Genomic DNA, 25,605 nt, shown 5'->3' on the forward strand with positions numbered 1-25,605 from the left:
ATGCGTTTGCTGGCTGCCTACCTGCGACTCCAATGACTTTGGGAAATCTCTTTTTCCTGGAAGCCGCAGGGGTGTTAGCTGATAGTATCAGGGCGCTTGATGCGCCCTGAATAATCACAATATTTTCAGCATCGTCACTTCGCAATCCACATGACCGGTGTTGCCCATCGGCCCATCAATATGCTCAAAACCTAATTTTTCGTATAAACCTACTGCGCTGGTCAGGCTGGCGGTGGTTTCCAGATAGCAGCGACCAAAGCCCTGCTGGCGGGCAAACTCTAGCGCCTGCAATGCCAATTGCTTTGCTAAACCTTTGCCGCGCAATAGTGGCAGAAAGTACATTTTCTGCAATTCACACAGATCGGTTTCACCACCCGACAAGGGGGCAATACCACCACCTCCGGCAATATTGCCGTCCACTTCAATCACCCAGTAAGCGCTGCGCGGCTGGCTATACAGCTCATATAAGTGATCCAGATTTGGATCAGACACGGTATAGCCTTTATCTGCGCTCAGGCCAAACTCAGCCGAGACGTCGCGGATAACATTGGCGATAGAGAGATTGTCTGCTGCGGTGATGGGGCGCACCAGCAGATGGATAGATGTAGCTGTGGTCATGCTCTATAAATCCAAAGGTAATATCTTAGTTATAATCTGTAATACCATTTAACACTGAATTAATGCAATGGTAAAAAAACTGGGAGCCAGATTATCATGGCCCCCAGTGAGTACTTACTTCATGTCAGATGAATTTACAGTGCGGCGATAGTCGCTTGCTGCTCAATTAACTTCTGTTTGGCTTCAGCACAGGCGGCCATTCTCTCGCGCTCTTTGGCAACCACGGCTTCTGGGGCGCGCGCCACAAAACCTTCGTTACTCAATTTGCCTTCGATACGCTCAATTTCTGCTTCCAGCTTCGCGACTTCCTTCGCCAGACGATCCAACTCGGTAGCTTTATCGATCAAGCCCGCCATTGGGATCAGCACTTCTGCACCTTCAACCAGTTTGGTCACTGAGACTGGGCCTTTATCACCGTCAGCTAACAGAGTGAGAGAGGATAAGCGAGCCAGCGACTGGATAAAGCTCTGGTTTTCCAGTACACGGCGCTGAGCTTCAGTGCTAGCGCCACGCAGCATTACGTCCAGTGCTTTACCCGGAGCGATGTTCATTTCTGCGCGGATATTACGCACAGCAATGATGGTCTGCTTGATCCATTCCAAATCACTCAGCGCTTTTTCATCAACCTGGCTGGCGTCATATTCAGGGAAAGGCTGCAACATAATGGTGTCTGCGGTAATGCCTTTCAGGGTCTTAACCCGCTGCCAGATGGTTTCAGTGATGTAAGGAATGATAGGATGCGCCAGACGCAACAGCGCTTCCAATACCTCAATCAGTGTATGGCGAGTCCCACGCAGTTCAGCTTCAGAACCGCTGTTCATCACCGGTTTGGTCAACTCCAGATACCAGTCACAGAACTGGTTCCAGGTGAATTCGTACAGAATACCGGCCGCTAGATCGAAGCGGTAGGTGTCCATCGCTTCGCGATAGGCTTTGATGGTCTGATTGAATTCAGCCAGAATCCAGCGGTCAGCCAGTGACAGCACCATTTCGCCGCCATTCTGCCCGCAATCTTGCCCTTCGGTGTTCATCAGCACGAAACGGCTGGCGTTCCACAGCTTGTTACAGAAGTTGCGATATCCTTCCAGGCGCTTCATGTCCCAGTTGATATCACGGCCAGTGGAGGCCAGTGCTGCCAGCGTGAAGCGCAGGGCATCAGTGCCGTGTGGCTCAATGCCATTTGGGAACTGTTTCTCGGTGCGCTTGCGGATTTTCTCTGCCAGCTGCGGCTGCATCATATTGCCGGTACGTTTCTCCAGCAACTCTTCCAGCGAGATGCCGTCAACCATATCTAGTGGGTCGATGACGTTACCTTTCGATTTGGACATTTTCTGCCCTTCGTCATCGCGGATCAGGCCCGTCATGTACACGGTTTTAAACGGCACTTGCGGCTTACCATTTTCATCTTTCATAAAGTGCATGGTCATCATGATCATGCGGGCAATCCAGAAGAAAATAATGTCAAAGCCACTGACCACCACACTGGTTGGGTGGAAGGTTTTCAGTGCTTCGGTTTGCTCAGGCCAGCCTAGAGTGGAGAAGGTCCACAGACCAGATGAGAACCAGGTATCCAGCACGTCTTCGTCCTGACGTAAGGCGATTTCAGGGCCGAGGTTGTTTTCGCGGCGCACTTCAGCTTCATCGCGACCGACGTATACTTTACCCTGCTCGTCATACCAAGCCGGGATACGGTGACCCCACCACAACTGACGGGAGATACACCAGTCCTGAATGTCGCGCATCCATGAGTAATACATGTTTTCGTACTGCTTAGGCACGAACTGAATCTCGCCATTTTCCACCGCTTCAATGGCGACTTTCGCCAGCGGGGCGGTGCGGACATACCACTGGTCGGTCAGCATTGGCTCAATGACCACGCCACCACGGTCACCATAAGGCACCGTCAGGTCGTGCGGCTTAACCTCTTCCAGCAGGCCGAGCTTATCGAATTCAGCGACCACCGCTTTACGGGCCGCAAAGCGCTCAAGACCTTGGAACTGCTCTGGAATTGCGCCGCTGCATGTATCGGTCGCTTCGCCATTGGTATCAAACACTTCTGCCTCTGTGCGGATATCACCGTCGAAGGTCAGAATGTTGATCATCGGCAGGGCGTGGCGCTTGCCCACTTCATAGTCATTAAAGTCGTGAGCTGGCGTGATTTTCACGCAGCCGGTGCCTTTTTCCATATCCGCGTGTTCGTCACCGAGGATCGGAATGCGGCGGCCAACCAGTGGCAGGATCACTTCTTTCCCGATCAGATCTTTATAGCGTGGATCTTCTGGATTGACGGCAACACCAGTATCGCCCAGCACAGTTTCCGGACGGGTGGTTGCCACGACCAGATAATCTTTGCCTTCAGCGGTTTTGGCACCATCGGCCAGCGGATAACGCAGATGCCACATCGAGCCTTTGGATTCGCGGTTTTCCACTTCCAGATCAGAGATGGCAGTGCGCAGTTTCGGGTCCCAGTTCACCAGGCGTTTGCCACGGTAAATCAGATCCTCTTTGTGCAGACGGACAAACACTTCTTTCACCGCGTTGGAGAGGCCATCGTCCATGGTGAAACGTTCACGTTCCCAATCCACGGAGTTACCCAAACGGCGCATCTGGCGGGTGATGGTGCCGCCTGATTCCCCTTTCCACTGCCAGATTTTATCAATAAAGGCTTCACGGCCGTAATCGTGGCGGGTTTTGCCCTCTTCGGCGGCAATCTTGCGCTCAACTACCATTTGGGTAGCGATACCGGCGTGGTCAGTACCCGCTTGCCACAGGGTGTTTTTCCCCTGCATACGCTGGTAGCGAATCAAGGTGTCCATGATGGTCTGCTGGAAAGCATGGCCCATGTGCAGGCTGCCGGTTACATTCGGCGGCGGGATCATGATGCAGTAGCTCTCTTTGCTGGTATCGCCGTTCGGCTTGAAATAGCCCTGTTTTTCCCAGTGTTCATACAGCGGCTGCTCAATTTCTTGCGGGCTGTAGGTTTTATCGAGGGACGGCTCAGTTTTGTCGATGCTAGAAGGTGTGTTTTCCATTTTCTTTTTTATTTCAATTAGTTGGCGGCGTTGCCGTGGTCAAGTGGAAGCCGACGCTGCGATAAGACTTATATCGGTCGCGCGCCAACTGTTTCAAATTTTCTTCGTAAGGGACGAAGTCTACCACTTCATGGAAAGCGGTGGCAAAACCTGCGAACTCAGGTAGCAGGCTAATAAGCAGGTCACGAGGGGAATTCCCACGCCGCTCAGGCCAGGCCAATTCAACCGGTGCGCCATATTTTGGCCCTTCGCCGGCCAGATTGTGCGGCACAAACTGGTCAGGAGCGCGCTGCCACAGGGCTTCATCTAGCCGCTGGGCCTGCTCTTCACTCTCACAGGCGATCAGCACCCGTTTGCCCGCCCGCCAACGAACAGCGGCAACCTCGCAGGCCAACGCCTCATGAGCGCGCAGCTCACCGGCGGGCGTGTCGTGTTCGAGCAGGTAGAAGGTGGCGTTTTTCATGACTTTATTTGATGTAACCTGTTTTGGTGACTTTAGCGAAATCAGCATGACGTAAAAGGGCACGTGATTGTATCAACAATTTGTCTCAACAACGTGCCCTTTAGATAACTCAAAAATATATCAAACGATTAATCGTCGCCGTTTAACCCTGCGCGGTTAAGCAGGAACTGTGACAGCAACGCGACCGGACGGCCTGTTGCGCCTTTGTTCTTGCCTGAACGCCATGAAGTACCCGCGATATCCAGGTGCGCCCAGCTATATTTACGGGTAAAGCGTGACAGGAAGCAGCCCGCCGTAATCGCGCCACCGGCACGGCCACCAATATTTGCCATATCAGCAAAGTTGGAGTCCAGTTGCTCGGCGTATTCATCACCTAACGGCAAGCGCCACGCACGATCACCGGCTTGTTCTGATGCGCCAATCAACTCGTGAGCCAATGGGTTATGGTTCGACATCAAACCGGTGATGTGGTGGCCTAACGCCACGACGCACGCGCCGGTCAGAGTCGCGATATCAATCACCAGCTCTGGCTCGAAACGTTCAACGTAGGTCAGTGCATCGCACAGCACCAGACGGCCTTCCGCATCGGTATTCAGCACTTCAACAGTTTGGCCGGACATGGTGGTCAGAATATCACCTGGACGATAAGCGCGACCCCCCGGCATGTTTTCACAGCCCGCCAGCACGCCAATCACGTTCAATGGCAGTTGCAGTTCAGCCACGACGCGCATCACGCCATAAACCGTTGCCGCACCGCACATATCATATTTCATCTCATCCATGCCTTCGGCAGGCTTGATGGAGATACCACCGGAATCGAAGGTCAGCCCTTTGCCCACTAGCACAATTGGCTTAGCGTCAGGGTTTGGATTGCCTTTATATTCTATCACTGACATCAATGATTCGTTCTGCGAACCATGGCCAACCGCTAGGTAAGAGTGCATACCCAGCTCTTTCATCTGCTGTTCGCCAATCACGCGAGTGACGATATTGGTGCTGAACGCATCGGCCAGTTGACGCGCCTGCGACGCCAGATAGGCGGCATTACAGATGTTTGGCGGCATATTGCCCAAGTCCTTGGCGGCTTTGATACCGGATGCCACCGCCAGACCGTGCTGGATTGCGCGCTCACCGCTGGTTAGTTCGCGGCGAGTTGGCACGTTGAACACCATTTTACGCAGCGGACGGCGAGGTTCAGTTTTATTACTTTTAAGCTGATCGAAGGTGTAAAGCGTCTCTTTGGCGGTTTCTACCGCCTGACGCACCTTCCAGTAAGTATTGCGGCCTTTTACATGCAGCTCAGTCAAGAAGCAGACCGCTTCCATTGAGCCGGTGTCATTAAGGGTATTGATGGTCTTCTGGATCACTTGCTTGTACTGGCGTTCATCAAGCTCGCGCTCTTTGCCACAGCCAATTAACAAGATGCGCTCGGAGAGAATATTCGGCACATGGTGCAGTAACAGCGTCTGCCCGACTTTGCCTTCAAGTTCACCACGGCGCAATAAAGCGCTGATGTAGCCATCACTAATTTTGTCGAGTTGTTCGGCAATGGGAGATAGACGACGAGGTTCGAAAACGCCGACTACAATACAGGCACTGCGCTGTTTTTCCGGGCTGCCGCTCTTTACACTGAACTCCATGCACTCTCCTGAATCTTAAAGACAAAGGCGGATGCTATCGCTAGAATATAGCGCTCCGCAACGATCTCTGCTCCGTTGTGTTAACGACGTGTGTTAACCTTAACGGTATAAGTTGTTTTGTTTTGGCGACTATAAGCATGTTCCTATAGGACACCTAAACGCTAGATGCTGTAATACTATTTTAGCTGTGAAGGTTGCCATATGATGAGAATAAATGGCGGATTAACGATGAAACTATCGATTTTCCTGCAAAAAGACAAGTTTTCACAGGCGTATTAGCGTGATCATCATTAGATATCTAGTACGGGAAACACTTAAGAGCCAAATTGCGATTCTGTTCATCCTGCTATTAATCTTCTTTAGCCAGAAGTTAGTACGGATATTAGGCGCTGCGGTTGACGGTGAAATCCCAACAAATCTGGTTTTATCCCTTTTGGGGCTCGGTGTGCCGGAAATGGCACAACTTATCTTGCCATTAAGCCTATTCCTTGGCTTGTTGATGACCTTAGGCAAATTGTATACGGAGAGTGAAATCACCGTGATGCATGCCTGCGGCATGGGCAAAAAATCCCTGATTATGGCGGCCCTGATTCTGGCGCTGGGCACTTCTGCGCTGGCGGCGGTCAATACAATCTGGCTTGGCCCCTGGTCGTCCAAACATCAAGATGAAGTGCTGAATGAAGCCAGAGCTAATCCCAGTCTCGCCGCATTAGCGGGTGGGCAGTTTAAATCCTCAACCGATGGTAATTCAGCCTTATTTATCGGTAATGTGACGGGCAAAGAGTTCAACCGTGTATTTTTGGCACAATTGCGGCCAAACGGTAATCAGCGCCCCTCCGTGGTGGTAGCCGACAGCGGTCATATGACCGAGCGGCCTGATGGCTCGCAAGTGGTTATCCTGAATAAAGGCACCCGCTATGAGGGCACCGCGCTGCTGCGCGATTTCCGCATCACCGATTTTGTCGACTATCAGGCCATTATTGGGCATCAGGAAGTGCAACAAAACAGCAATGTGGCTGAGCAGATGACCATGAAACAGCTATGGCGCTCGAATGAAGCAGACGCTCGAGCAGAGTTTCACTGGCGGCTGACACTGATTGTGTCGGTGGTTATCATGGCGCTGTTAGTGGTGCCGCTGAGTGTGGTCAACCCGCGTCAGGGCCGCGTCCTCAGTATGTTGCCCGCGATGTTGCTGTATTTGATTTTCTTCCTGTTGCAAAGCTCCCTGCGCTCGAATGCAGGTAACGGCAAGCTGGACCCGCTTCTCTGGATGTGGACCGTGAATGGTGTTTATCTGGCTATTGCGGTGATATTGAACCTGTGGGATGGCCTGCCGGCTCGTAAGTTACGTGCTCGATTGAGAGGTGCTGCCTGATGTTTGGTGTATTAGACCGTTATATCGGACGGACTATCCTCAATACCATCCTGATGACATTATTCATGCTGGTATCGTTGTCTGGCATCATCAAATTTGTTGATCAGTTGCGTAAAGTCGGGCAAGGCGACTACTCGGCGGCATCCGCCGGCATGTACACCTTGCTCAGTGTCCCCAAGGATATTGAGATATTTTTCCCGATGGCAGCGCTGTTAGGTGCCTTGCTGGGCCTTGGTACATTGGCGACCCGCAGTGAGCTGGTGGTTATGCAGGCGTCGGGGTTCACCCGAATGCAAATTGCTGCTGCGGTGATGAAAACCGCCATTCCGCTGGTATTGCTGACCATGGCAATCGGCGAGTGGGTAGCGCCGCAAGGCGAGCAGATGGCGCGTAACTTCCGCGCACAGCAGATGTACGGCGGTTCATTGTTATCGACGCAGTCTGGTTTGTGGGCAAAAGATGGCTCTGATTTTATCTATATTCAGCGGGTGTCGGGCGACAAAGAGCTGACTGGCGTCAATATTTATCACTTTGATAAACAAGACCGCCTATTGTCGGTTCGTTACGCGGCGACAGCCACTTATGAAGGTAATCTATGGCGGTTATCGCAGGTTGATGAATCTGATTTAACCAACCCGACTCAGGTGACTGGCTCGCAGACGTTAACCGGTGAGTGGAAAACTAACCTGACACCCGAGAAGCTGGGCGTGGTTGCCATGAATCCAGATTCACTCTCCATCAGCGGGCTGCATGATTACAGCAAATACTTGAGGCAAAGTGGCCAGGAATCAAGTCGCTACGAACTGAACATGTGGGGCAAGATATTTGCGCCATTCTCGGTGGCGGTGATGATGTTGATGGCGCTGTCATTTATTTTTGGTCCATTACGCAGTGTGCCGATGGGTGTTCGGGTTGTCACCGGCATCTTCTTTGGCTTTGTTTTCTACGTACTGGATCAGATTTTTGGCCCACTGAGTTTGGTTTACAACATCCCGCCAGTGATTGGCGCGCTGCTGCCGAGTATACTTTTCCTCCTAATCAGTGTTTATTTGCTACTAAAACGGCGTTGATGGCGGTTTTTTCAACACTTAGACTAAACTTGATTGGATAACAGTTGCATGCGGATCATTGGTAGGTATAATTCACCTCGTTCTCCGCATACTACTTCAGTGCCGAAGTGGCGAAATCGGTAGACGCAGTTGATTCAAAATCAACCGCCGCGAGGCATGCCGGTTCGATTCCGGCCTTCGGCACCATTAGTATGTAAAGAGACCTCAACTGAGGTCTTTTTTTATGCCTAAAATCCAGTCCCCGCAAGGCTCCTCTCGCTTTTTCAGTCAACATAAGTCAACCTGATTCAATCTACATCAACTTACTGATGCGGGTACAAATGCGGGTATATCCCGGTTCGATAATGTTTGTACCCACACAGAACCCTTGAAAGGATACTCAACATGGCTCTGAGTGATGTGAAGGTTCGTTCGGCTAAGCCTGAAGCAAAAGCCTATAAACTTACTGATGGTGAAGGCATGGTTTTGCTGGTTCACCCTAACGGTTCCAAATACTGGCGGCTACGCTATCGCTTTGGCGGTAAAGAAAAGATGTTGGCGTTGGGGAAGTACCCTGAAATATCACTGGCTGATGCCAGGGCACGGCGTGACGAAGCTCGTAAGCTGTTAGCTAACGGTGTGGACCCAAGTGAGAGCAAGAAAGCCGTTAAGGTAGAGCAGGAGCAAGAAGCGATAACTTTTGAAGTGGTAGCCAGAGAGTGGCATGCCAGTAATCGTCAATGGTCAGAAGCTCACAGTGCTCGAGTGCTCAAAAGCTTAGAGGACAATCTCTTTCAAGCCATAGGCAAACGGAATATTGCAGACCTCGGAACCCGTGATCTTTTGCCTCCAATCAAAGCCGTGGAGATGTCTGGACGTCTTGAAGTGGCTTCCCGCCTGCAACAACGAACCACAGCGATAATGCGCTATGCCGTACAAAGCGGTTTAATTGATTACAACCCCGCGCAGGAGATGGCGGGCGCTGTTGCTACCGGTAAAAGAAAGCACCGTGCTGCACTTGAGTTAAATCGTGTTTCAGAGTTACTTCATCGCATAGATTACTACAGTGGCAGGCCACTCACTCGGTTAGCGGTAGAATTGACTTTATTGGTCTTTATCCGTTCCAGTGAATTACGCTTTGCCCGTTGGTCAGAAGTAGATTTTGAAACCGCTATGTGGACCATCCCTGGAGAACGTGAACCACTGGAAGGTGTTAAGCATTCGCATCGAGGTTCAAAAATGCGCACTTCCCATCTTGTCCCCTTATCCCGCCAGGCTCTCGCCATTCTGGAAAAGATCAAAAGCATGAGTGGAAATCGTGAGCTGATCTTTATCGGTGATCACGACCCACGTAAACCGATGAGTGAAAACACGGTAAACAAAGCCCTACGCGTGATGGGCTATGACACGAAGGTTGAAGTCTGTGGCCACGGTTTCAGAACCATGGCCTGTAGTTCATTGATTGAGTCGGGATTATGGTCTAGGGATGCAGTAGAACGGCAGATGAGCCATCAGGAGCGCAACTCTGTGCGTGCGGCTTATATTCATAAGGCCGAGCACTTAGATGAACGCAGACTGATGATCCAGTGGTGGGCAGATTATCTGGATGCGAATCGGGAAAAGGGGATTAGTCCGTTTGATTTTGCGAAGTTGAATACGAGCTGATTAAAAAAAGTTTCTGTAAGGCATGTATCTGATATGCCTTATTTTTTCTAATTGTGTTATTTGCGGGCTTTTAACTCAACTGTGCCACTACAGATTTTGAAACGCACTGATTTTGAACAAGGGTCAAAGACACTGCTCCGTAAGCAAGGCATAATGCAGCAATTACTCATTAGAATGGTTTCGTCTGATATGAGCACCATTACCCCTCACTACCGCAACGTACAACAGTTGTTGCAAAGTCAGTCGTTTTCCATTGATGAGTACCAGCGCGAGTACAAATGGGAAAAGGAGAACATTGACGAGCTACTCTCTGATCTTCAGGGCAAATTTTTCAGCTATAGCAAACCGGATGATGAAACCAGTGCCGTCAGCAGCTATGGCGAGTATTTTCTTGGTTCTATCATTGTCAGCAAGCGCAACAACAAAAACTACTTAATTGATGGTCAGCAGCGGGTCACTTCCTTGACACTGTTGCTGATTTGCCTGTACAGAGCAGCCCAAGAAAAGGGGCTGCCGGTAGCCCAAACCTTAGCCCCACTCATTTTCAGTGACAACCTCGGTAAGCCCAAGTTTAACCTTGACATCTCTGAGCGGTTACCTGTTATTAATGCACTATTTAAAGGGGAAGCGTTCAATCCGGACGGTAAGGATGAATCCATCCAAACCATGTATGCTCGTTATAGCGATATTGAAGTAAATGACCTGATGGCAGAACTAGGAGACGCGCTGCCACATTTCATCTACTGGTTGTTGACGAGGGTAGGTTTGATCGAGATTGCCACGGATAACGATAGCTATGCCTACGCTATTTTTGAAACGATGAATGATCGGGGTAAGCCACTGAGTCCAGTCGATATGTTGAAGGCCTATCTGTTGGCTCCAATTGAAGAACAGGATGCGCGATTACAGGCTAATCAGGTCTGGAAACAACAAGTTTTGGAATTGATCTCTTGGGGAGGGGGGCACGAACCGGAGCGTGATGCCAACTGTATTAAGGCGTGGTTACGGGCACAGTACGCAGAAAGTATCCGTGAACGTAAGGCGGGATCGGTCGATAAAGATTGGGAGTTGATCGGTTCAGTCTTTCACCGCTGGGTGCGAGAAAACAACTCTCGCCTGGGTTTGGGTAAAGCTCAGGAAAATCAGAACATGATGGCTGTAAGCTTTCCATTTTTTGCCAAAGCGTACCGACGTATCCTACATACCAGCAAGCATTACACACCGAAGCTACGAGCGGTCTACTACAACGCTCACAATGATTTTACTTGGCAGAATACGGTGCTCCTAGCATCGTTGATAGAAACTGACGACGACGAGACAGTGGACCGCAAACTGGCGGTCACAGCTACTTATTTGGACATCTGGTTGATGCGTCGAGTAGTGAATTATGTCCGGGTTGGATACTCAAGTGTGTCTTACGCTATGTGGTTATTGTGCCGGGAGATCAGGCGTAAACCGCTATCGGAGTTGGTAGCTATCCTCCAGAATAAGTTGGCAGATGATGATGTTACGTTCTCCGGCTACGCAGTAAAAGGACGAACGGGTATTGATGGTTTAGGGCTCAATCAATTCAGTCGCCGTTATATCTACCATTTGCTAGCACGACTGACAGAAGCAACTGAGATCGGCGCAGGGCGTACTGAGACATTTGATCGATTGGTGGACCGTACTCTCAAGAACCCATTCGACATCGAACATATCTGGGCTGATGATTACGAAATCGTGAAAGATCAGTTCAGTACTGAGCAGGAATTTCAAGATTGGCGCAATCATGTTGCGTCAATTTTACTCTTACCAGCAGATGTTAACCGGAGCCTGCAGGACAAACCGTTTCCCCTGAAGCGGGTGCACTATGCCAAACAGAACTTCTTTGCCGCAAGTTTGGACTCCAGTGTTTACGAACATCAGCCACAGTTTCAGCAGTTTTCTATCAAATATGAGCTGCCTTTCAAATTCGCTGAGGTATTCGATAAAGCGGAGCAACAGGTACGCCGGAAACTGATTGCGGGATTAGTAGAATTAATTTGGTCACCGAATCGTTTATGTGAGGCCGCCCATGTCTGAGCAACCACTACAGAACTCGCTTTTTGAGGACGATTACCTGCTACGGGAACTTGGGCAGGTAGCACATGTTCCACAGGTCGCTTTAACAGAGTTAGTTGCTAACGCCTGGGATGCCGGAGCGTCACGAGTAGACTTGGTTTTACCTACCGATATAGGTGGAATATTGACTGTGACAGACGATGGTCATGGTATGACCCCGGAGCAATTTAAAAAGCGCTGGATGACTTTGCGCTATACCCGCGAGAAGTATCAAGGTTTCAATGTAGAGTTCCCTACCGGACGAACTGCCCGCCCGCGAAAGGCTTACGGTCGCAATGGCATTGGTCGCCATGGCTTGCTTTGTTTTGCTGACGAATACGAAGTGAAAACTTGGCGCGATGGCATTTTGGCAACCTTCGTTGTTGGCACCGGAGCTGGTTCTAGTCCTTTCGTGTGTCGTAGTGAGACTGAGGAGAAACACATAGGATCCGGTACACGATTGCAGGTACAGGTAACACGCAAACTGCCAGATGCCGATGAAATACTCACTGTATTATCCGCCCGCTTCATCCACGATCCTGAATTCGAGGTGCGTGTTAATGGCAAGTTACGACCCTTTACTGAGATTGATGGGCGAATAAGTGAAGAGACCCTGTGCCTCAGTGCAGGACGTCATGCCAAAGTGATTGTCATCGACTCAACTCGTCTGAATCATTCTTCTTTGCACCAAGGAATTGCATTTTGGGTACAGCACAGATTAGTTGGGACCCCGTCATGGGCAGTTGGACAGATAGCCAATTTCGACGGACGTACACGCTTTGCCCGGCGTTACAAGGTTATCGTTGATACAGAAGGTTTCGAATCTGATGTTGAACAAGACTGGACCGCTTTTTGTCCCACTGATTCTGTAAATGAATTATATCAGGCTACAGCTGAGCACATTCGTGATGTTGCACAAAGGCTTGCTGTGGAATTTACTGAAATTACATCAGAGGATGCTCTGATGCAAAACCGCTCAGAGTTAGCAACTTTGGGTCAGGGGGCCCGCTTGGGAGTGGCTGAATTCACTACAGCGGTAGCTCAAGAGCATCCGACTGTCTCCCCAGAATTTCTTGCCACAGCAGTTAAGGCGCTTATTCATCTTGAAAAGACCAAGAGCGGAGCCGCATTACTGGAAAAGCTTGCTACTTTGCAGCACGACGATATAGAGGGTTTAGATCGGTTACTGGCTGAATGGACAGTCAAGGACGCGTTGCGGGTCCTTGATGAAATTGACAGTCGACTCAGCGTGGTAGAAACAATTCAGCGTTTGGCTGATGATCCTGATACGGATGAGTTACACACTCTACATCCATTGATTTTACGTTCTCGTTGGTTGTTTGGTCCTGAATTCGAATCGCAGGAATATTGCTCGAATATGACATTACAATCTGTAGCCCGCGAACTATTCAAAAGCCCTGGTGCTCAATTTATAAACGAGCGCAATCGTCCTGATATTGTAGTTTTGCCTGAAAAAACAACATGGCAGATGACGGGCATCGAGACATTCGACCCAGTAGATCTGACTCTCGTACAAATGCAAAATATTTTGGTAATTGAACTAAAGAAAGGTGGGTTTGAGCTTACACGAAAAGAGGTGAATCAAGCTGATGGTTATGTACAGGACATTGCATCATCGGGTTTGATGTCGGGAACACCGTTTATAAACGCTTGGGTTGTTGGGCAAAAAGTAGCGGCCGGTGTTGCCCGCGAGAAGCTTGTCGGTGACGGAGAGCGAAACCCGTATGGGAGAGTTCGGGCCACAACATTTGGTTCTCTGGTTGGAACAGCCAATGCTCGATTAATGAAACTACGCAATGTTTTGGCAGAACGATACGAAAGCACATCTACAGATAACTTAATTAATCGGGTGTTATTCCAGCCCGTTCAAACAGGCCTAAAAATTTAAATTAAAGTAGAATTTACTCCACCTATGTAGACAAATTATGTCCACACAACGAGGTCTGTTCGAAAGCTTCCGGGCTGACGCCATCGAGGTGAATATGTTGCCAGGCTAGGCCGTAGCACACATCAATGTTCAGACTTTCTGTATTTTTATGAATCCCTTACAATAGTTACGAAAAAAGCTTAAGCCCCTAAAGGATTACCGATGGCCGTCAATCAGGCGAAGATATTTGAACAACTCGAACTACTAACCCGTGAATTTGACCGTGATGAGTTCATTTATGGTTTTATGTCAGCCTTTGATTTTCCTAAAGCAACAATTACGCAGATTCGACAAGGAGGAAGTCGTAATGTAGCAAAGGAGGCAGGCCACGTTGCTTTGAAGAATAAACTCTATTTTCAACGCATTAATGACCAAGAAGATCTTGATGTGGCTTTGGAGCAACGAATAGCTGATCCAGCAATAGCTAAAAATAAAATCCGTTTTGTACTGGTCACCGATTTTGTGCGCTTCTTAGCCTGGGATACATTGAGTAAAGAAAGGCTCGATATTGAGTTAGATGAGTTACACAGCAATTATGCTTTTTTCTTACCATTAGCTGGCCTGGAAAAAGCAATTATTGGTAGCGAGAATCCTGCGGATGTGAAAGCAGCTGAGAAAATGGGCAAGCTGTTTGACCTTATTCGTGTTCACAATGATCTCAGTAAGCCAGAAGATATTCATGCACTTAATGTCTTCCTTACCCGTTTGCTATTCTGTCTGTTTGCCGAAGATACGGGTATTTTCAAACCGACTCAGTTCACCTCAGCAATCAAGAGTTATACCGAGGAAGATGGTAGTGATCTCGACACGTTCCTATATCAATTATTCACCGTTCTCAATGCTGCTCCAGCTAGCCAGCGACGACAAAAACTGCCTGCTCATTTAGCGGCTTTTCCCTATGTTAACGGTGGTCTTTTTTCCTCTGACGAGCCTATTCCAGAACTAGGCAAAAAGGGACGTAAAATTCTGCTCGAATGCGGCACGATGAACTGGAGCGAAATCAATCCTGACATCTTCGGCAGTATGTTCCAGGCAGTGATTGATGTCGAACAGCGTAGTCGTTTAGGCCAGCACTATACTTCATACAGCAACATTATGAAGGTGATAAAGCCGCTGTTCCTTGACCGGTTAGAAACTGAGCTGGATAAACAACGCCGCAGCGCGAAAGGTTTAAAGGCTCTGCTGGTTCGTCTGTCCGAGATCAAAATTTTTGATCCTGCCTGTGGTTCGGGAAACTTTCTAATCGTATCTTACAAAGAGCTGCGTAAGCTGGAGATGAAGGTTATTGATGCTCTGAAGGCGTTAGAGTCACAAGGTTTTTCGATGAGTGGACTGCATCTCTCACAGTTTTATGGCATCGAAATTGACGACTTCGCTTGTGAAATAGCACGTTTATCTCTTTGGCTGGCCGAACACCAATTAAACAGCCAGTGGGAACAAGCATTTGGTTTTGCTCTTCCAGCGTTGCCTTTGCGTGAGAGTGGTAATGTCCGTAGCGGCAATAGCTTACGGCTTGATTGGAATATGGTTTGCCCTAAAGGGATTGAGGATGAGGTTTATGTCATCGGCAATCCACCATTTCTTGGCACACTAGGTCGTTCCGATGAGCAACGCGCAGATATGCAAGTAATTTTTAGCAAATTCAAATCATTGGGTTCCCTAGATTTTGTCGCTTGTTGGTTCTGGAAAGGAGCCCAGTATATTCAAAACTCTCGTGCCGAACTTGCATTAGTGGCAACAAACTCACTTTGTCAAGGTGAGCAGGTAGCTACTCTTTGGCCTCCAATTTTTGATCTTGGCTTAAATATTCATTTCGCGTACCCAACTTTTACGTGGGCTAATAATGCCCGAGACAAGGCAGCAGTTCACGTTGTTATCATTGGACTAGCTGCTCAAGTAAAAATACGAAAACTATATCAGCGGGTAAATGAAAATTGGCATTGTAGGCAAGTTGGTAATATTAGTCCTTACTTAGTAGAAGGTAACAATATTGCTGTTTCAGCACTCAGTAAACCGTTGGTTAATGGTGTGTCACCTTTGCTATACGGAAATAAACCTACTGACAGTGGCCATTTGATGTTAAACAGAACTCAGCGAGAAAAAATTCTTGAAGAGGAACCGAAAGTTGGATATTGGATCAAAAAGATTCTGGGGTCTGATGAATTCTTAAATGGAAAGGAGCGCTGGTGTTTATGGTTGGTAAATGCAACTAGTGAAGATTTACAAGCAATGCCTCCATCCATTAAAAAAAGAATTAACGCTGTTCGTGAATTTCGATTGAAAAGCACAAAACTTGCAACGAGAGTAAAGGCTGAAAAGTCTCACCTTTTCGATGAGAATAGACAGCCTTTATCTGGTAATTATATTCTTATTCCAAGAGTTTCGTCAGAAAGGCGCACTTATGTGCCGATAGGTTTTTTTAGTTCTGAAATAATTTCTTCAGATGGGAATTTTATTCTTCCTGATGGTACTCTTTATGAATTTGGAGTGATGACCTCGTTAATGCACAATGACTGGATGAGATTAGTTGCTGGTCGATTGAAAAGCGATTATCGATATTCGGCTTCAATTGTTTATAACCCTTTTCCTTGGCCTAAAGTCACCAATACCCAGCGCAAAGAGATTGAAAGACTAGCTGAAGAGGCCATTCTGACTCGTGAAGAATTCCCTGGCCGGACCTTGGCTGAGCTTTATGATCCTGACAAGATGCCACCTGAGTTACTAGCTGCCCATCAGGCGCTAGATAAAGCAGTAGATCGGCTTTATCGGGAACGCCCCTTTAAAGATGCTGCCGACCGGTTAAGCTATCTGTTAGCCCGATATGAAGCTTTGGTTCAAAACTGACACTGTGTATACCGACGTTTTGAATTCATAATAGCTAAAGGCACTTCAGAAACTTAAGGACTTATGATGAATAACCTTTTAAATGTCGAGTATGGTCAAACGGGTCAGAGTTCTAGCCTTAACTCAATGGGTATGCGTGAAATGCAAGCCCGGGCTTTTGCTGAACGTGATAGCCAGTATCTCTTGATTAAAGCTCCCCCTGCCTGTGGGAAATCACGCGCGCTGATGTTTCTTGGTTTGGATAAGTTGGAACATCAGGGCTTGCGTAAAGTGATAGTCGCGGTCCCGGAAAAATCTATCGGTGGCTCGTTTCAAGACACCAAACTTACACAACACGGTTTTTTCGCTGACTGGATTGTTAAACCAGAAAACAATCTATGCATCGATGGTGGTGAAGCCGGTAAGGTCAGTGCATTTCTACGCTTTATGGCCAGTGATGACAAGATTCTTGTGTGCACACACGCAACCTTGCGCTTTGCTTTTGAAAAATTAGCCGTAACCGATTTTGATGATTGCTTAGTGGCGATTGATGAGTTTCACCATGTCTCTGCCGATGGTGATAACCGTCTGGGTAGTCTTATCGACGATCTGATAAAAAACTCAAGTGCGCATATTGTCGCTATGACTGGCTCCTACTTCCGTGGTGATACGGTACCTATTTTGTTGGCCGAAGATGAAGCTTTGTTCACTAAGGTTACTTATACCTATTATGAGCAGCTAAACGGCTACCAATATCTGAAATCCCTTGGAATTGGCTACCATTTTTACCAGGGGCCTTACATCGATGCTTTACCCTCAGTTCTTGATTCCAGTAAAAAAACTATAATTCATATCCCGAATGTTAACTCTGTCGAATCAACTAAGGACAAGCATGGAGAGGTAGATGCCATCTTGGATGTCTTGGGAGATGTGTTAAAACGCGACACAGTTACTGGTGTTTACCATATTGAGACGAAAGGTGGTCGTTTACTTAAACTGGCGAATCTGGTGGATGATAACCCCATCGAAAGGCCCAAAATCCAAGCCTATCTACGTAATATTAAAGCTGCCGATGGCATAGACATTATCATCGCGTTGGGTATGGCAAAAGAGGGGTTTGACTGGCCTTTCTGTGAACATGTCTTGACTATTGGTTACCGCAGCTCGCTGACTGAGATTGTACAAATCATTGGCCGCGCAACACGTGATTGTGTTGGCAAAAAACATGCTCAGTTCACTAATTTGATTGCTCAGCCCGATGCACAGGATGACGATGTAAAATCATCAGTCAACAACATGCTAAAAGCGATTACGACCTCGTTATTGATGGAACAGATTCTTGCCCCCAATATTCAGTTCAAACCTCGTTCTCAATGGGATGGGAAGCCACTGCCACCGAATACCTTGTTAGTTGACGATTCATCAAGCACACCGGTATCTCAGAAAGTGCTTGACATCCTTAATGGTGACAAGAACGAAATTATGGCCACGTTAATGGCTAACGAACAAACGGTCAAAGAGGCGATCAGTGAAACTACACCACCTGAGACTGTTACTCAGGTGGCTTTGCCTGCAGTGATTCAAACTCTTTACCCAGACTTGACTGAAGAAGAACAGGAACAAATAAGGCAGGGAATATTACAAAGCATGTTGATTACTCAACAAGGCGGATTGATTGAAGGTGAAGACCTACCGCCTGATGCCGTAATAGATATGGGGGAAGTTATTGAGGGGGAATCCAGCTCAAGTGTTGCGGGGAAACAGTTCCTTAAAATGGGGGGGAGGTTCCTTTGTATCGACAACCTTGATATAGACTTGATTGATTCCGTTAATCCATTTCATGGTGCTTATGAGATTCTTTCGAAATCAGTTACGGCTCCTATGCTGAAGACTATTCAGGAGGCTGTCAGTGCCAGTAAATCTCAAGTTTCTGAAGAGGAAGCTGTAATCCTTTGGCCAAAAATTAAGCAATTCAAAAAAGAGCACGAGCATGAGCCATCGTTGAATTCAAGTGACCCTATTGAAGTACGGTATGCAGAAGCTTTAGCGTTTATACGTAAGATTAAACAACAACAGATGGCTAAACAGGGGCAGTAAGATGATCAGTTTATCGACTAATCACCTGTCTGGTAAATCGACATTGCATAGCATCCTTTCAGAGGACGATGAATTCGACCTGCTTGATGTGCAACCGTTACAGCCCAAATCGGATTTGGTTAACTTGTATGGTAACCAATTTTCAGAAATCGTAGCGTATTACGAATGGCATGGTCGGCTACCTACGGAAGGAACCACGGTATCTCTTGATGAAAAGCGTCTTGCACGGCGCTTACGCAGTATTAAAGAAGATCCTGACCTGTGCTTACAATTAAGGTCTATGGATCTCTATAACTTATTGGAATCAAACAGTACGGACTACAAACCAACCAACTTAGCTGCAGAACCTGAACCACCTGCTTACATCAACAAATCAGAGCTTGTTACTTCATTGGAAGATATTTTTGCCGATGACGATGACGATTTACTTAATTTCGATGAGCCTGATATTTTCAGTATGAAGCATGTAGCGGCTGACAGAAAAGAGCAACCCGATGAAATTGCTCAACGACAGCCTTGCCCCGATTTTCAGCGGTTTGATCCCCTTTTTCATAAGCTACGTGGGGGCTTAAAAGATGGCATTTTTAGCCTAGAACGTTTTACGCACAAATTGAAAATTCTCGAAAGCGACTTTTTTGTCCTTAACGGCGTGGTTGGTTATGTACATCGCGCTGGTGAACGTCTTAGTGAATACAGCAGTTATAATTCTCGTTTACATCTGGTATTTGAGAATGGTACTGAAATGAACATGCTTTATCAGTCCTTAACTCATGGATTAGTAAGAGATAAAGAAGGGCGTAAAGTGCAACTTAATGGTCAGAAACTGCTACCGTCAGATAAATCCATTCCATCTGGCTTGGTATATATACTTGCTACTAAGAGTAAAGATACTGCGCTAATACCTTATAAACAAAACCTGTACAAAATTGGCTTTACTGAAACGACTGTAGAACAGCGAATTAAAAATGCGGAAAAAGATCGTACTTTTCTTGAGGCACCAGTCAGAATTATAGCCACCAGCCAATGCTTCAATTTAAATGCACAGAAGCTTGAAGCTCTAGTACATGGCTTTCTTGCTGCTCGTCGCCTCAATATTACCCTCAAAAGCCATAATGGGCAGGTTTATACACCTAAAGAATGGTTTAACGTCCCTTTGGCAACAGTACAGGCTGTAATCCAATATATTGTGGACGGTACTATTGCTCAATATCGCTTGGATAACACAACAGGAAAAATTGTACCGAAACGTTGATAACTATGGCTAGTGTAGTGAATATTGATAGCAAAAAATTATCATTACAAATAGTTTTAGATATATATCATTTTCCTGAACAGACCTTCATAAGCGGTAGAGCAGTGATATTCTGCCGTTTATGAAGGTCTGAACGCATTCTGCAGCAGATAAGCCGATTTTTAGGGGGGATTACCAGACTGGCAAAGCCAGCCTGAGGAGGATGAATTAGGGTAATGTGATTAGTGTATAGATTGGACTGTTGCGTAGCTATTTGACTACTGCTCAGCCAAAGGTTGCCCCCAGACAAACAGACTGACATTTAGGCTGTTATCTCCGCCAGTCTTTTTTCTAATTTTTCGTGATCTATTCTACTACGGCGTCTTTCACTAATTTGACTATTGGTATCGAAACAAGTGAGCAGCCTGTTCAACTGTTCAGAGGTAAATGAGTTCAGCAATTTTTCGCTGAGCACAAGATTGAATCTGTTGTCTGCATCGTCATAGTTGGAAGAGTTTTCTGCATACGAAATCGATATATTTTGTAATGCCTCACGGCAATCCGTGTCATGGTAAACGTCGGTAATAAATTCATACTCTACGATTGTAAATCGCTTGATCTGATTATCATTTAAGGCTTTCTTCAAAAATTTGAAGTACTCATCAGGTTTTTTGAATGAAAACATACTACAAATCTTAAGCCCATAAAAAACATCATCTTCAGTCTCTTTATCACGGCAGGTTTCCAGCCTGTCACGCATTTCTTTAGAAAAAGTGTCATAGATTTCCCTGTTGAAGGATAGAAAATGGAAAAGATATGTGAGAGTTTGTGTTTTGAAAGAAATGTTCTCAAACAAATCAATTTCCTCTTTCATTTTTTGGATGAGAAGAACACTTTTTTTTACTTCTTTGTACAGTTGAAAACAAGCATTTTGATTTATTATTCGATATTTAACAGCATCCTCGTCATCCAATTTAAAACTGAACTTATAGAAGTTTCTAAATATCTGATAAATTGCTGAAGGAGTTAATCTCTGACAGTATTTATTTATGAGGGGGTTGATATTTTTTAATTCTGAGTAGTATTCACTATTTTCTTTAAGTGTGTCTCTTAGCACTGGAAAGATATCTTTTCCATAATAGTTCTTACGTATCAGAAAATCATCAAGAGCATTTAAAATCATGCTCTTTATCGACTCCTTATTAGGAGTATATAAGGCATTATCCTCTGACAACACAGGGTGTGCGCAGAGATGTCTTTTTTTCTGGATATCTCTGATGTTCGAAATTTCACCAATGCCGATAAACTTTTTGTTGGTGTAAAATCCTTCAAAAAGATCCAACTCCCACTCTGAGGATTTACTATTTTCCTGCTGCAGTTTTTCAATAGCGCTTAGCTTCTTTTGCGCCCAAACATCACCTGTAAGTTCAAAAAGCTTTTGCGTTTTGTAAACTGCATCGCAGACTAAGACTGACCAAAGCGACACTACAGCTGCTCGGTAATTGCCATTTATATAGCTGCTATACACTTCACGAAAGTAATAACGTGTAGCACTAGATTCAATGAGATCAACTTTTTCTTCTATACCCATGCTGTGAACAACGTTCATTTGCCATCCTAAATTGTTAGTAAAAGTCCATAACAAGATACGTCAATATGATTAGGTATCGTCATTCATGTATGTCAAAAAAGCATCGATATCTGCTTGAATTTTCTCAGCGTCCATTTTTTACCTTATTTTTTAAGAGAGCTAGGAAATAAACATCGTGATAATCAGGTCGCGTGCGTTTTTACTCGTGCTCCTCATCCAAAAAGCCATTTGAAAATCTTTGTGATTATATTTGTTTTAGAGGCTTGCTGATTTGAGGTGGCAGCATTACTCGGAATGTTTTGAGCTGTCGATGTATGCAGTGAACTTGATGCGCTTGCTGGTGTAACATACTGGGTTGAAGATTTAGTCGGCGTTACTTGATTAGTGTGCAATCTTGCTGACGCAGTTTGCTGTGTTGATGCTCGTATTTTGTCGAGGATTGCCTGGTTTGCCGATGTGGCCTTAGCGCTCATAGGCTGAGGAGCTGAAGTGATATTCTTACCCTTTATGCGCTCCAAGGCTTCCTGGTTGCTGCCAGTAGAAGTTGATGTTTGTCGGCTATCGTTTGGCCCAGCAAGACGCCAGCGGGCATCTGTTTCTGAGAGAACTGTCATTTGACCGATGGTCGTTACCGTAATTGCGAGATGCGAATATTTATATTTGTTGTTAGCGAAAGGTGGTTCCATAAGACCGATGACACTAATCCATTTCCCCACCCATGAGGCATCAGGTTTGACAGGCAAAACCTTGAGGCCTTCGCTCCATATTGATATTTTGAAGATATTACCGCGCCAATCTCCGAAATTAACGAAGATATATGGTTTGCCATTTCTGGCCCTATTGAGTTTGACGTCAATAATTTTCCCGATAACTTCAACTTTATCGCCAACTCTTTGAAGGCAGGCACTGTACTCTAACGCTGATAATACGGCGTAGGCACCGATGTAACCGTGTTTCAGCCTGCTGGCTGGAACATCCCCATTCATACTGATCGAAGCTAGTGGCATGGGGATGTTTCTAGCGGCAATGAAGTCACCAAGGGAAGGCGTTTTTTCCATCGCTGAAACGCAGACTGCGGCAAAATTCTTTACATGGGTGGAAAGCTGTTGAATGCCCGATAGCATCCCTAAGATGGAAGATGAACCAGGGTCTACAAAGTCATTAGCTCGAAAAATGATTGCATCCAGTTCTGAATTTGATTTATCCCAAATGGACGGGTCGATTTGCAAGGCTTTAAGAGCCAGCCAGAGTGAAATCAGTGAGAAACGGTCCAGAGTATGATTGAACGGATTCGTTGCTTTACGACGGGGATGCTGAAAATTGACATGCCCCAGCTCTGAGCTTCCTAATGTCTTAATTTCATCAACGAACATTCCGTCATAGTCGATTAACTGAACGGTTGCTCCTCCATCGGAAACCATCAAGTTTCCGGTCTGAAAATCACCATGTGCAATTTTTTCTTTTTCAAGGTAGGCGGCAAGTGATTCAATCGATGTAGATAGTTTCGCTATTGCTTGCGCAGAACGCCTGTTGACCTCAAGGAACTCTCCTAGTGTCTCTCCCTTGGCCCATGCCATTTTGACAATAGGGTAAGATATTCCTTCGACTTTGATCCCTTGGGGCTGAAATTGGAAGTCGAGAAAATAGGGTGAGCGAAGGCTGGAGATCTTCCTGGATATAGCCTCATAACGACGTTCTAAAGCTTTTGATTCCCTGTGAAAACAACGAACAGCGTATTTCTTAACACCTGATGTGATCGTATAGGTCAGTGCAAAACCACCACTAATGGCGAGTGGCAGCCCCAACCCTGTCGTTGCGACTGAGCCTGATCTCAATTCAGGATCGCTTAACAGCTTACTATGTAGCTGAAACGCTTGGTTGTATTGTTCAAGAGATGGGTAAGGCATCTTTGTTTCCGCGTTAAAGCGATAGTACAAGCAGCGTTGAGTCGTCGATATGCATACGTTTTGCTGCACGCTCCCTCAAGACTAATTCTGTAAGCTGCTCTTCCGTTTGCAGCGAAAGTAATTCGATAAAACCAGAATCCTCCGCCAGCGCTTGTTTCAGTGCCCATTCGCCGAGTGCATCGGTCATACAGAGAAGTTTGGGCTGGGTTAGTTTTTCAAGGTAAAAAGTTTTCCCATGTAGTGTCCAGAAATTACTTCCGCTAACGAAATTGTTATGAGCGGGGAGAGTCGCAAGTAGTGTCGGCCGCTCTTTAAATTTTTCCGGATCATCGAAGGGCCAGGCGCGAATGAGTTTCCCGCAATCAACCAGCATGGTGATGCTATCTCCGATCGCAAGAATTTCTACCGTCTGATGCTCTTCAAATTGCTCTACGCCGATAAGTGTTGCAAAGCTGCCTCTTTCGAATGCCGCTTGTTTGGACCAGGACATAGACGGGAAGTCATGCGCGGCAGAATATTCCGCTAAAGCAGATGCTACCCATTCAGGATTGACTTTCGGATCGACAATAAATTTACGAGCAAGAAGATCAGCCCATAACTTTGAGTTGAAGGACTCGCTCGCCCCATCGCAGAGAGCAAGCCTTCTCCCGTCTTCGGAGAAAGCAAATTTGTCCTCATTTGCCTCAGGGGATTCAGGATCTTTTGGAACTATCCCTGAGAATTCCAGTTTCATTGCTGACTCAGCGCAGTTGAGAAGCGCGGGTTCCGATGTCGAAGAAATCGACGAGTTCGGCAGCCTCAGCATTGAACATGAAACCACGAGATTCTATACCGACTGTATGGCCTTTTTCCTGTGCGAAACGTACCAAGTGCTCAGGTAGAGGGCTGGACATGCGGAACAGCAGTTTAGCGTAGGCATCCGGCAAGCCGGTATCAGAGGAGGGGAATCTGATTGGATCGTTTCCAAGGGAGCTAACATGGATATTGAGAATCAGAACTTCTCCGTCATTGGTGCGAATTTGCCGCAGATGATTGGCAATCTCTTCTGGGTCCCCGTCGTTTGATTCGCCGTCAGTGACATGCAGGATAGTCGGAGGATAGCAATCCGGATGGGAGTCACACCAAGTCACCAACTCTTCGGCGGCTCTGGTTAAGGCTTCGCGCATAGGCGTGCCACCACTAGCAATAGGATCGAACCATACTGGAAACTTAATTGCTGTCTCGATGATTCCGCCTGCTCCATCATCCATCTTCCGTTTGCGATCTTCCACTCTGGCTGGATTCTGTTCGAGAGCAGAAATTGGATTGAGGACTTGTCCTCCCAGCGGGCCAGAGAAGCCATTAGAAACCCCTTGGCCACCGTAACCCAAAACACCAATTTCGAAATAGTCACGTACGCCTTCCGACTTAGTACAGCGAGTGATTAGGTTCATTAAAGTTCGATTAAGCGCATCAGCGACGAATTCAGCCTTGCTTCGACCGGAGGACATTTTGTCTGACATGGAACCAGACTGATCGACGACGAAAAGAAATGCTGCTGGGTTATTACGACTGATCTGAGCTTCGTAAGCCATATATCTTTTTCCTCTTTGAAATTGTTTCTATCGTATCAATTTGTTAGCTGAATGCGAGAAATGCCCGAAGAACAGTTCAAGTTTTTAGCCAGGCCTTGACTAAAATCACATTAAGCCAATTTCTTGGTAAGGCAACTAACAATAGCGTGATTATTATTATGATTTTAATGGCTAAATTATATTAATTGATCTAGACCACGCATGAATCGTTACAAGTCATGGCATAGATCCAGTCTTCACATTGTGGGCATACCTTTTCACCATGCCAACAGATATGGCACCAGCAGCATCGCCAGTTTTGTTTCGTCGTTTTGCAGGCGAGCAGGCGGGTTCTTTCTGGTCGTATGGCGGCGAGCTGCGAATGTAGCGTCTGATTTGTTCTTCTCTTACCTTCGACTAATTTGCTTGCAGTTTTACTGTACGAGCAAGTTGTAAGTAGTTTTGCTGCCTCCAGACTGTTAAATATTGTGCAAAAGTAGACCAAGGGATCGGGGAATTATGGTGTAAAAG

Annotated in this window: 16 protein-coding genes and 1 tRNA gene; 9 read left to right on the forward strand and 8 right to left on the reverse strand. The window is 46.7% G+C overall.

Translation table 11 applies throughout. The features are described from left to right. Nucleotides 1-114: 114 nt before the first annotated feature. The 4 genes from AACW11_RS01855 to pepA all read right to left on the reverse strand — a co-directional run bounded on the left by AACW11_RS01855 (nt 115) and on the right by pepA (nt 5,753). Nucleotides 115-618 (reverse strand): GNAT family N-acetyltransferase, encoded by a 504-nt coding sequence (locus tag AACW11_RS01855; RefSeq protein WP_212585720.1) that lies wholly within the window; start codon nt 616-618, stop codon nt 115-117. Between the two features lie 134 nt (nt 619-752). Beyond that, nucleotides 753-3,650, reverse strand: coding sequence for a valine--tRNA ligase (locus AACW11_RS01860; RefSeq protein ID WP_212585721.1), 2,898 nt, complete (start codon nt 3,648-3,650; stop codon nt 753-755). 13 nt (nt 3,651-3,663) lie between these two features. After that, nucleotides 3,664-4,113, reverse strand: a complete 450-nt coding sequence (locus AACW11_RS01865) for a DNA polymerase III subunit chi (protein ID WP_212585722.1) — start codon at nt 4,111-4,113, stop codon at nt 3,664-3,666. A gap of 128 nt (nt 4,114-4,241) precedes the next feature. Then, nucleotides 4,242-5,753, reverse strand: a complete 1,512-nt coding sequence (gene pepA, locus AACW11_RS01870) for a leucyl aminopeptidase (RefSeq protein WP_212585723.1) — start codon at nt 5,751-5,753, stop codon at nt 4,242-4,244. A 280-nt stretch (nt 5,754-6,033) separates the two neighbouring features. On the opposite strand from pepA, the gene lptF reads away from it, so the two are divergent. The 9 genes from lptF to AACW11_RS01915 all read left to right on the forward strand — a co-directional run bounded on the left by lptF (nt 6,034) and on the right by AACW11_RS01915 (nt 20,044). Continuing rightward, entirely contained in the window at nt 6,034-7,128 is a 1,095-nt protein-coding gene (lptF, locus tag AACW11_RS01875) for an LPS export ABC transporter permease LptF (protein ID WP_212585724.1), read from the forward strand. Next, a complete protein-coding gene (gene lptG / locus AACW11_RS01880; RefSeq protein WP_212585725.1) occupies nt 7,128-8,198 on the forward strand; it encodes an LPS export ABC transporter permease LptG in 1,071 nt (356 codons plus the stop codon). The genes lptF and lptG overlap by 1 nt, the downstream gene beginning before the upstream one ends. 101 nt (nt 8,199-8,299) lie before the next feature. Next, nucleotides 8,300-8,384 (forward strand) — tRNA-Leu (locus tag AACW11_RS01885). 198 nt (nt 8,385-8,582) lie between these two features. Further along, nucleotides 8,583-9,842: a tyrosine-type recombinase/integrase gene (locus AACW11_RS01890; protein WP_212585726.1), complete on the forward strand. Its 1,260-nt coding sequence runs from the start codon at nt 8,583-8,585 to the stop codon at nt 9,840-9,842. A 153-nt stretch (nt 9,843-9,995) separates the two neighbouring features. After that, complete coding sequence (locus AACW11_RS01895; protein ID WP_050291004.1) at nt 9,996-11,906, forward strand: DUF262 domain-containing protein; 1,911 nt, start codon at nt 9,996-9,998, stop codon at nt 11,904-11,906. Continuing rightward, nucleotides 11,899-13,833, forward strand: a complete 1,935-nt coding sequence (locus tag AACW11_RS01900) for an ATP-binding protein (RefSeq protein WP_072087839.1) — start codon at nt 11,899-11,901, stop codon at nt 13,831-13,833. Before AACW11_RS01895 ends, AACW11_RS01900 begins: the two co-directional genes overlap by 8 nt. Before the next feature lie 201 nt (nt 13,834-14,034). Further along, nucleotides 14,035-16,716 carry a class I SAM-dependent DNA methyltransferase gene (locus AACW11_RS01905; protein ID WP_050291005.1) on the forward strand — a complete coding sequence of 894 codons (2,682 nt, stop codon included), beginning with the start codon at nt 14,035-14,037 and terminating at the stop codon, nt 16,714-16,716. Between the two features lie 63 nt (nt 16,717-16,779). Beyond that, nucleotides 16,780-18,792, forward strand: a complete 2,013-nt coding sequence (locus AACW11_RS01910) for a DEAD/DEAH box helicase (RefSeq protein ID WP_050291006.1) — start codon at nt 16,780-16,782, stop codon at nt 18,790-18,792. A gap of 1 nt (nt 18,793) precedes the next feature. Then, complete coding sequence (locus AACW11_RS01915) at nt 18,794-20,044, forward strand: GIY-YIG nuclease family protein (RefSeq protein WP_050291007.1); 1,251 nt, start codon at nt 18,794-18,796, stop codon at nt 20,042-20,044. A 301-nt stretch (nt 20,045-20,345) separates the two neighbouring features. Here the strand turns inward: AACW11_RS01915 and AACW11_RS01920 are convergent, their stop codons facing one another. The 4 genes from AACW11_RS01920 to AACW11_RS01935 all read right to left on the reverse strand — a co-directional run bounded on the left by AACW11_RS01920 (nt 20,346) and on the right by AACW11_RS01935 (nt 25,095). Beyond that, on the reverse strand, nt 20,346-21,632 hold the full coding sequence (locus AACW11_RS01920; RefSeq protein ID WP_050291008.1) for a hypothetical protein: 1,287 nt from the start codon (nt 21,630-21,632) through the stop codon (nt 20,346-20,348). Nucleotides 21,633-21,826: 194 nt separating this feature from the next. After that, nucleotides 21,827-23,521, reverse strand: coding sequence for a serine/threonine protein kinase (locus tag AACW11_RS01925; protein ID WP_050291009.1), 1,695 nt, complete (start codon nt 23,519-23,521; stop codon nt 21,827-21,829). 13 nt (nt 23,522-23,534) lie between these two features. After that, nucleotides 23,535-24,254 (reverse strand): TerY-P anti-phage system serine/threonine phosphatase, encoded by a 720-nt coding sequence (locus AACW11_RS01930; protein ID WP_050291010.1) that lies wholly within the window; start codon nt 24,252-24,254, stop codon nt 23,535-23,537. Nucleotides 24,255-24,261: 7 nt separating this feature from the next. Beyond that, nucleotides 24,262-25,095 carry a TerY-P anti-phage system-associated VWA domain-containing protein gene (locus AACW11_RS01935; RefSeq protein ID WP_050291011.1) on the reverse strand — a complete coding sequence of 278 codons (834 nt, stop codon included), beginning with the start codon at nt 25,093-25,095 and terminating at the stop codon, nt 24,262-24,264. Between the last annotated feature and the right edge of the window lie 510 nt (nt 25,096-25,605).

This window comes from Yersinia sp. Marseille-Q3913 (genome assembly GCF_963892745.1).
GTDB classification, from domain to species: domain Bacteria; phylum Pseudomonadota; class Gammaproteobacteria; order Enterobacterales; family Enterobacteriaceae; genus Yersinia; species Yersinia bercovieri.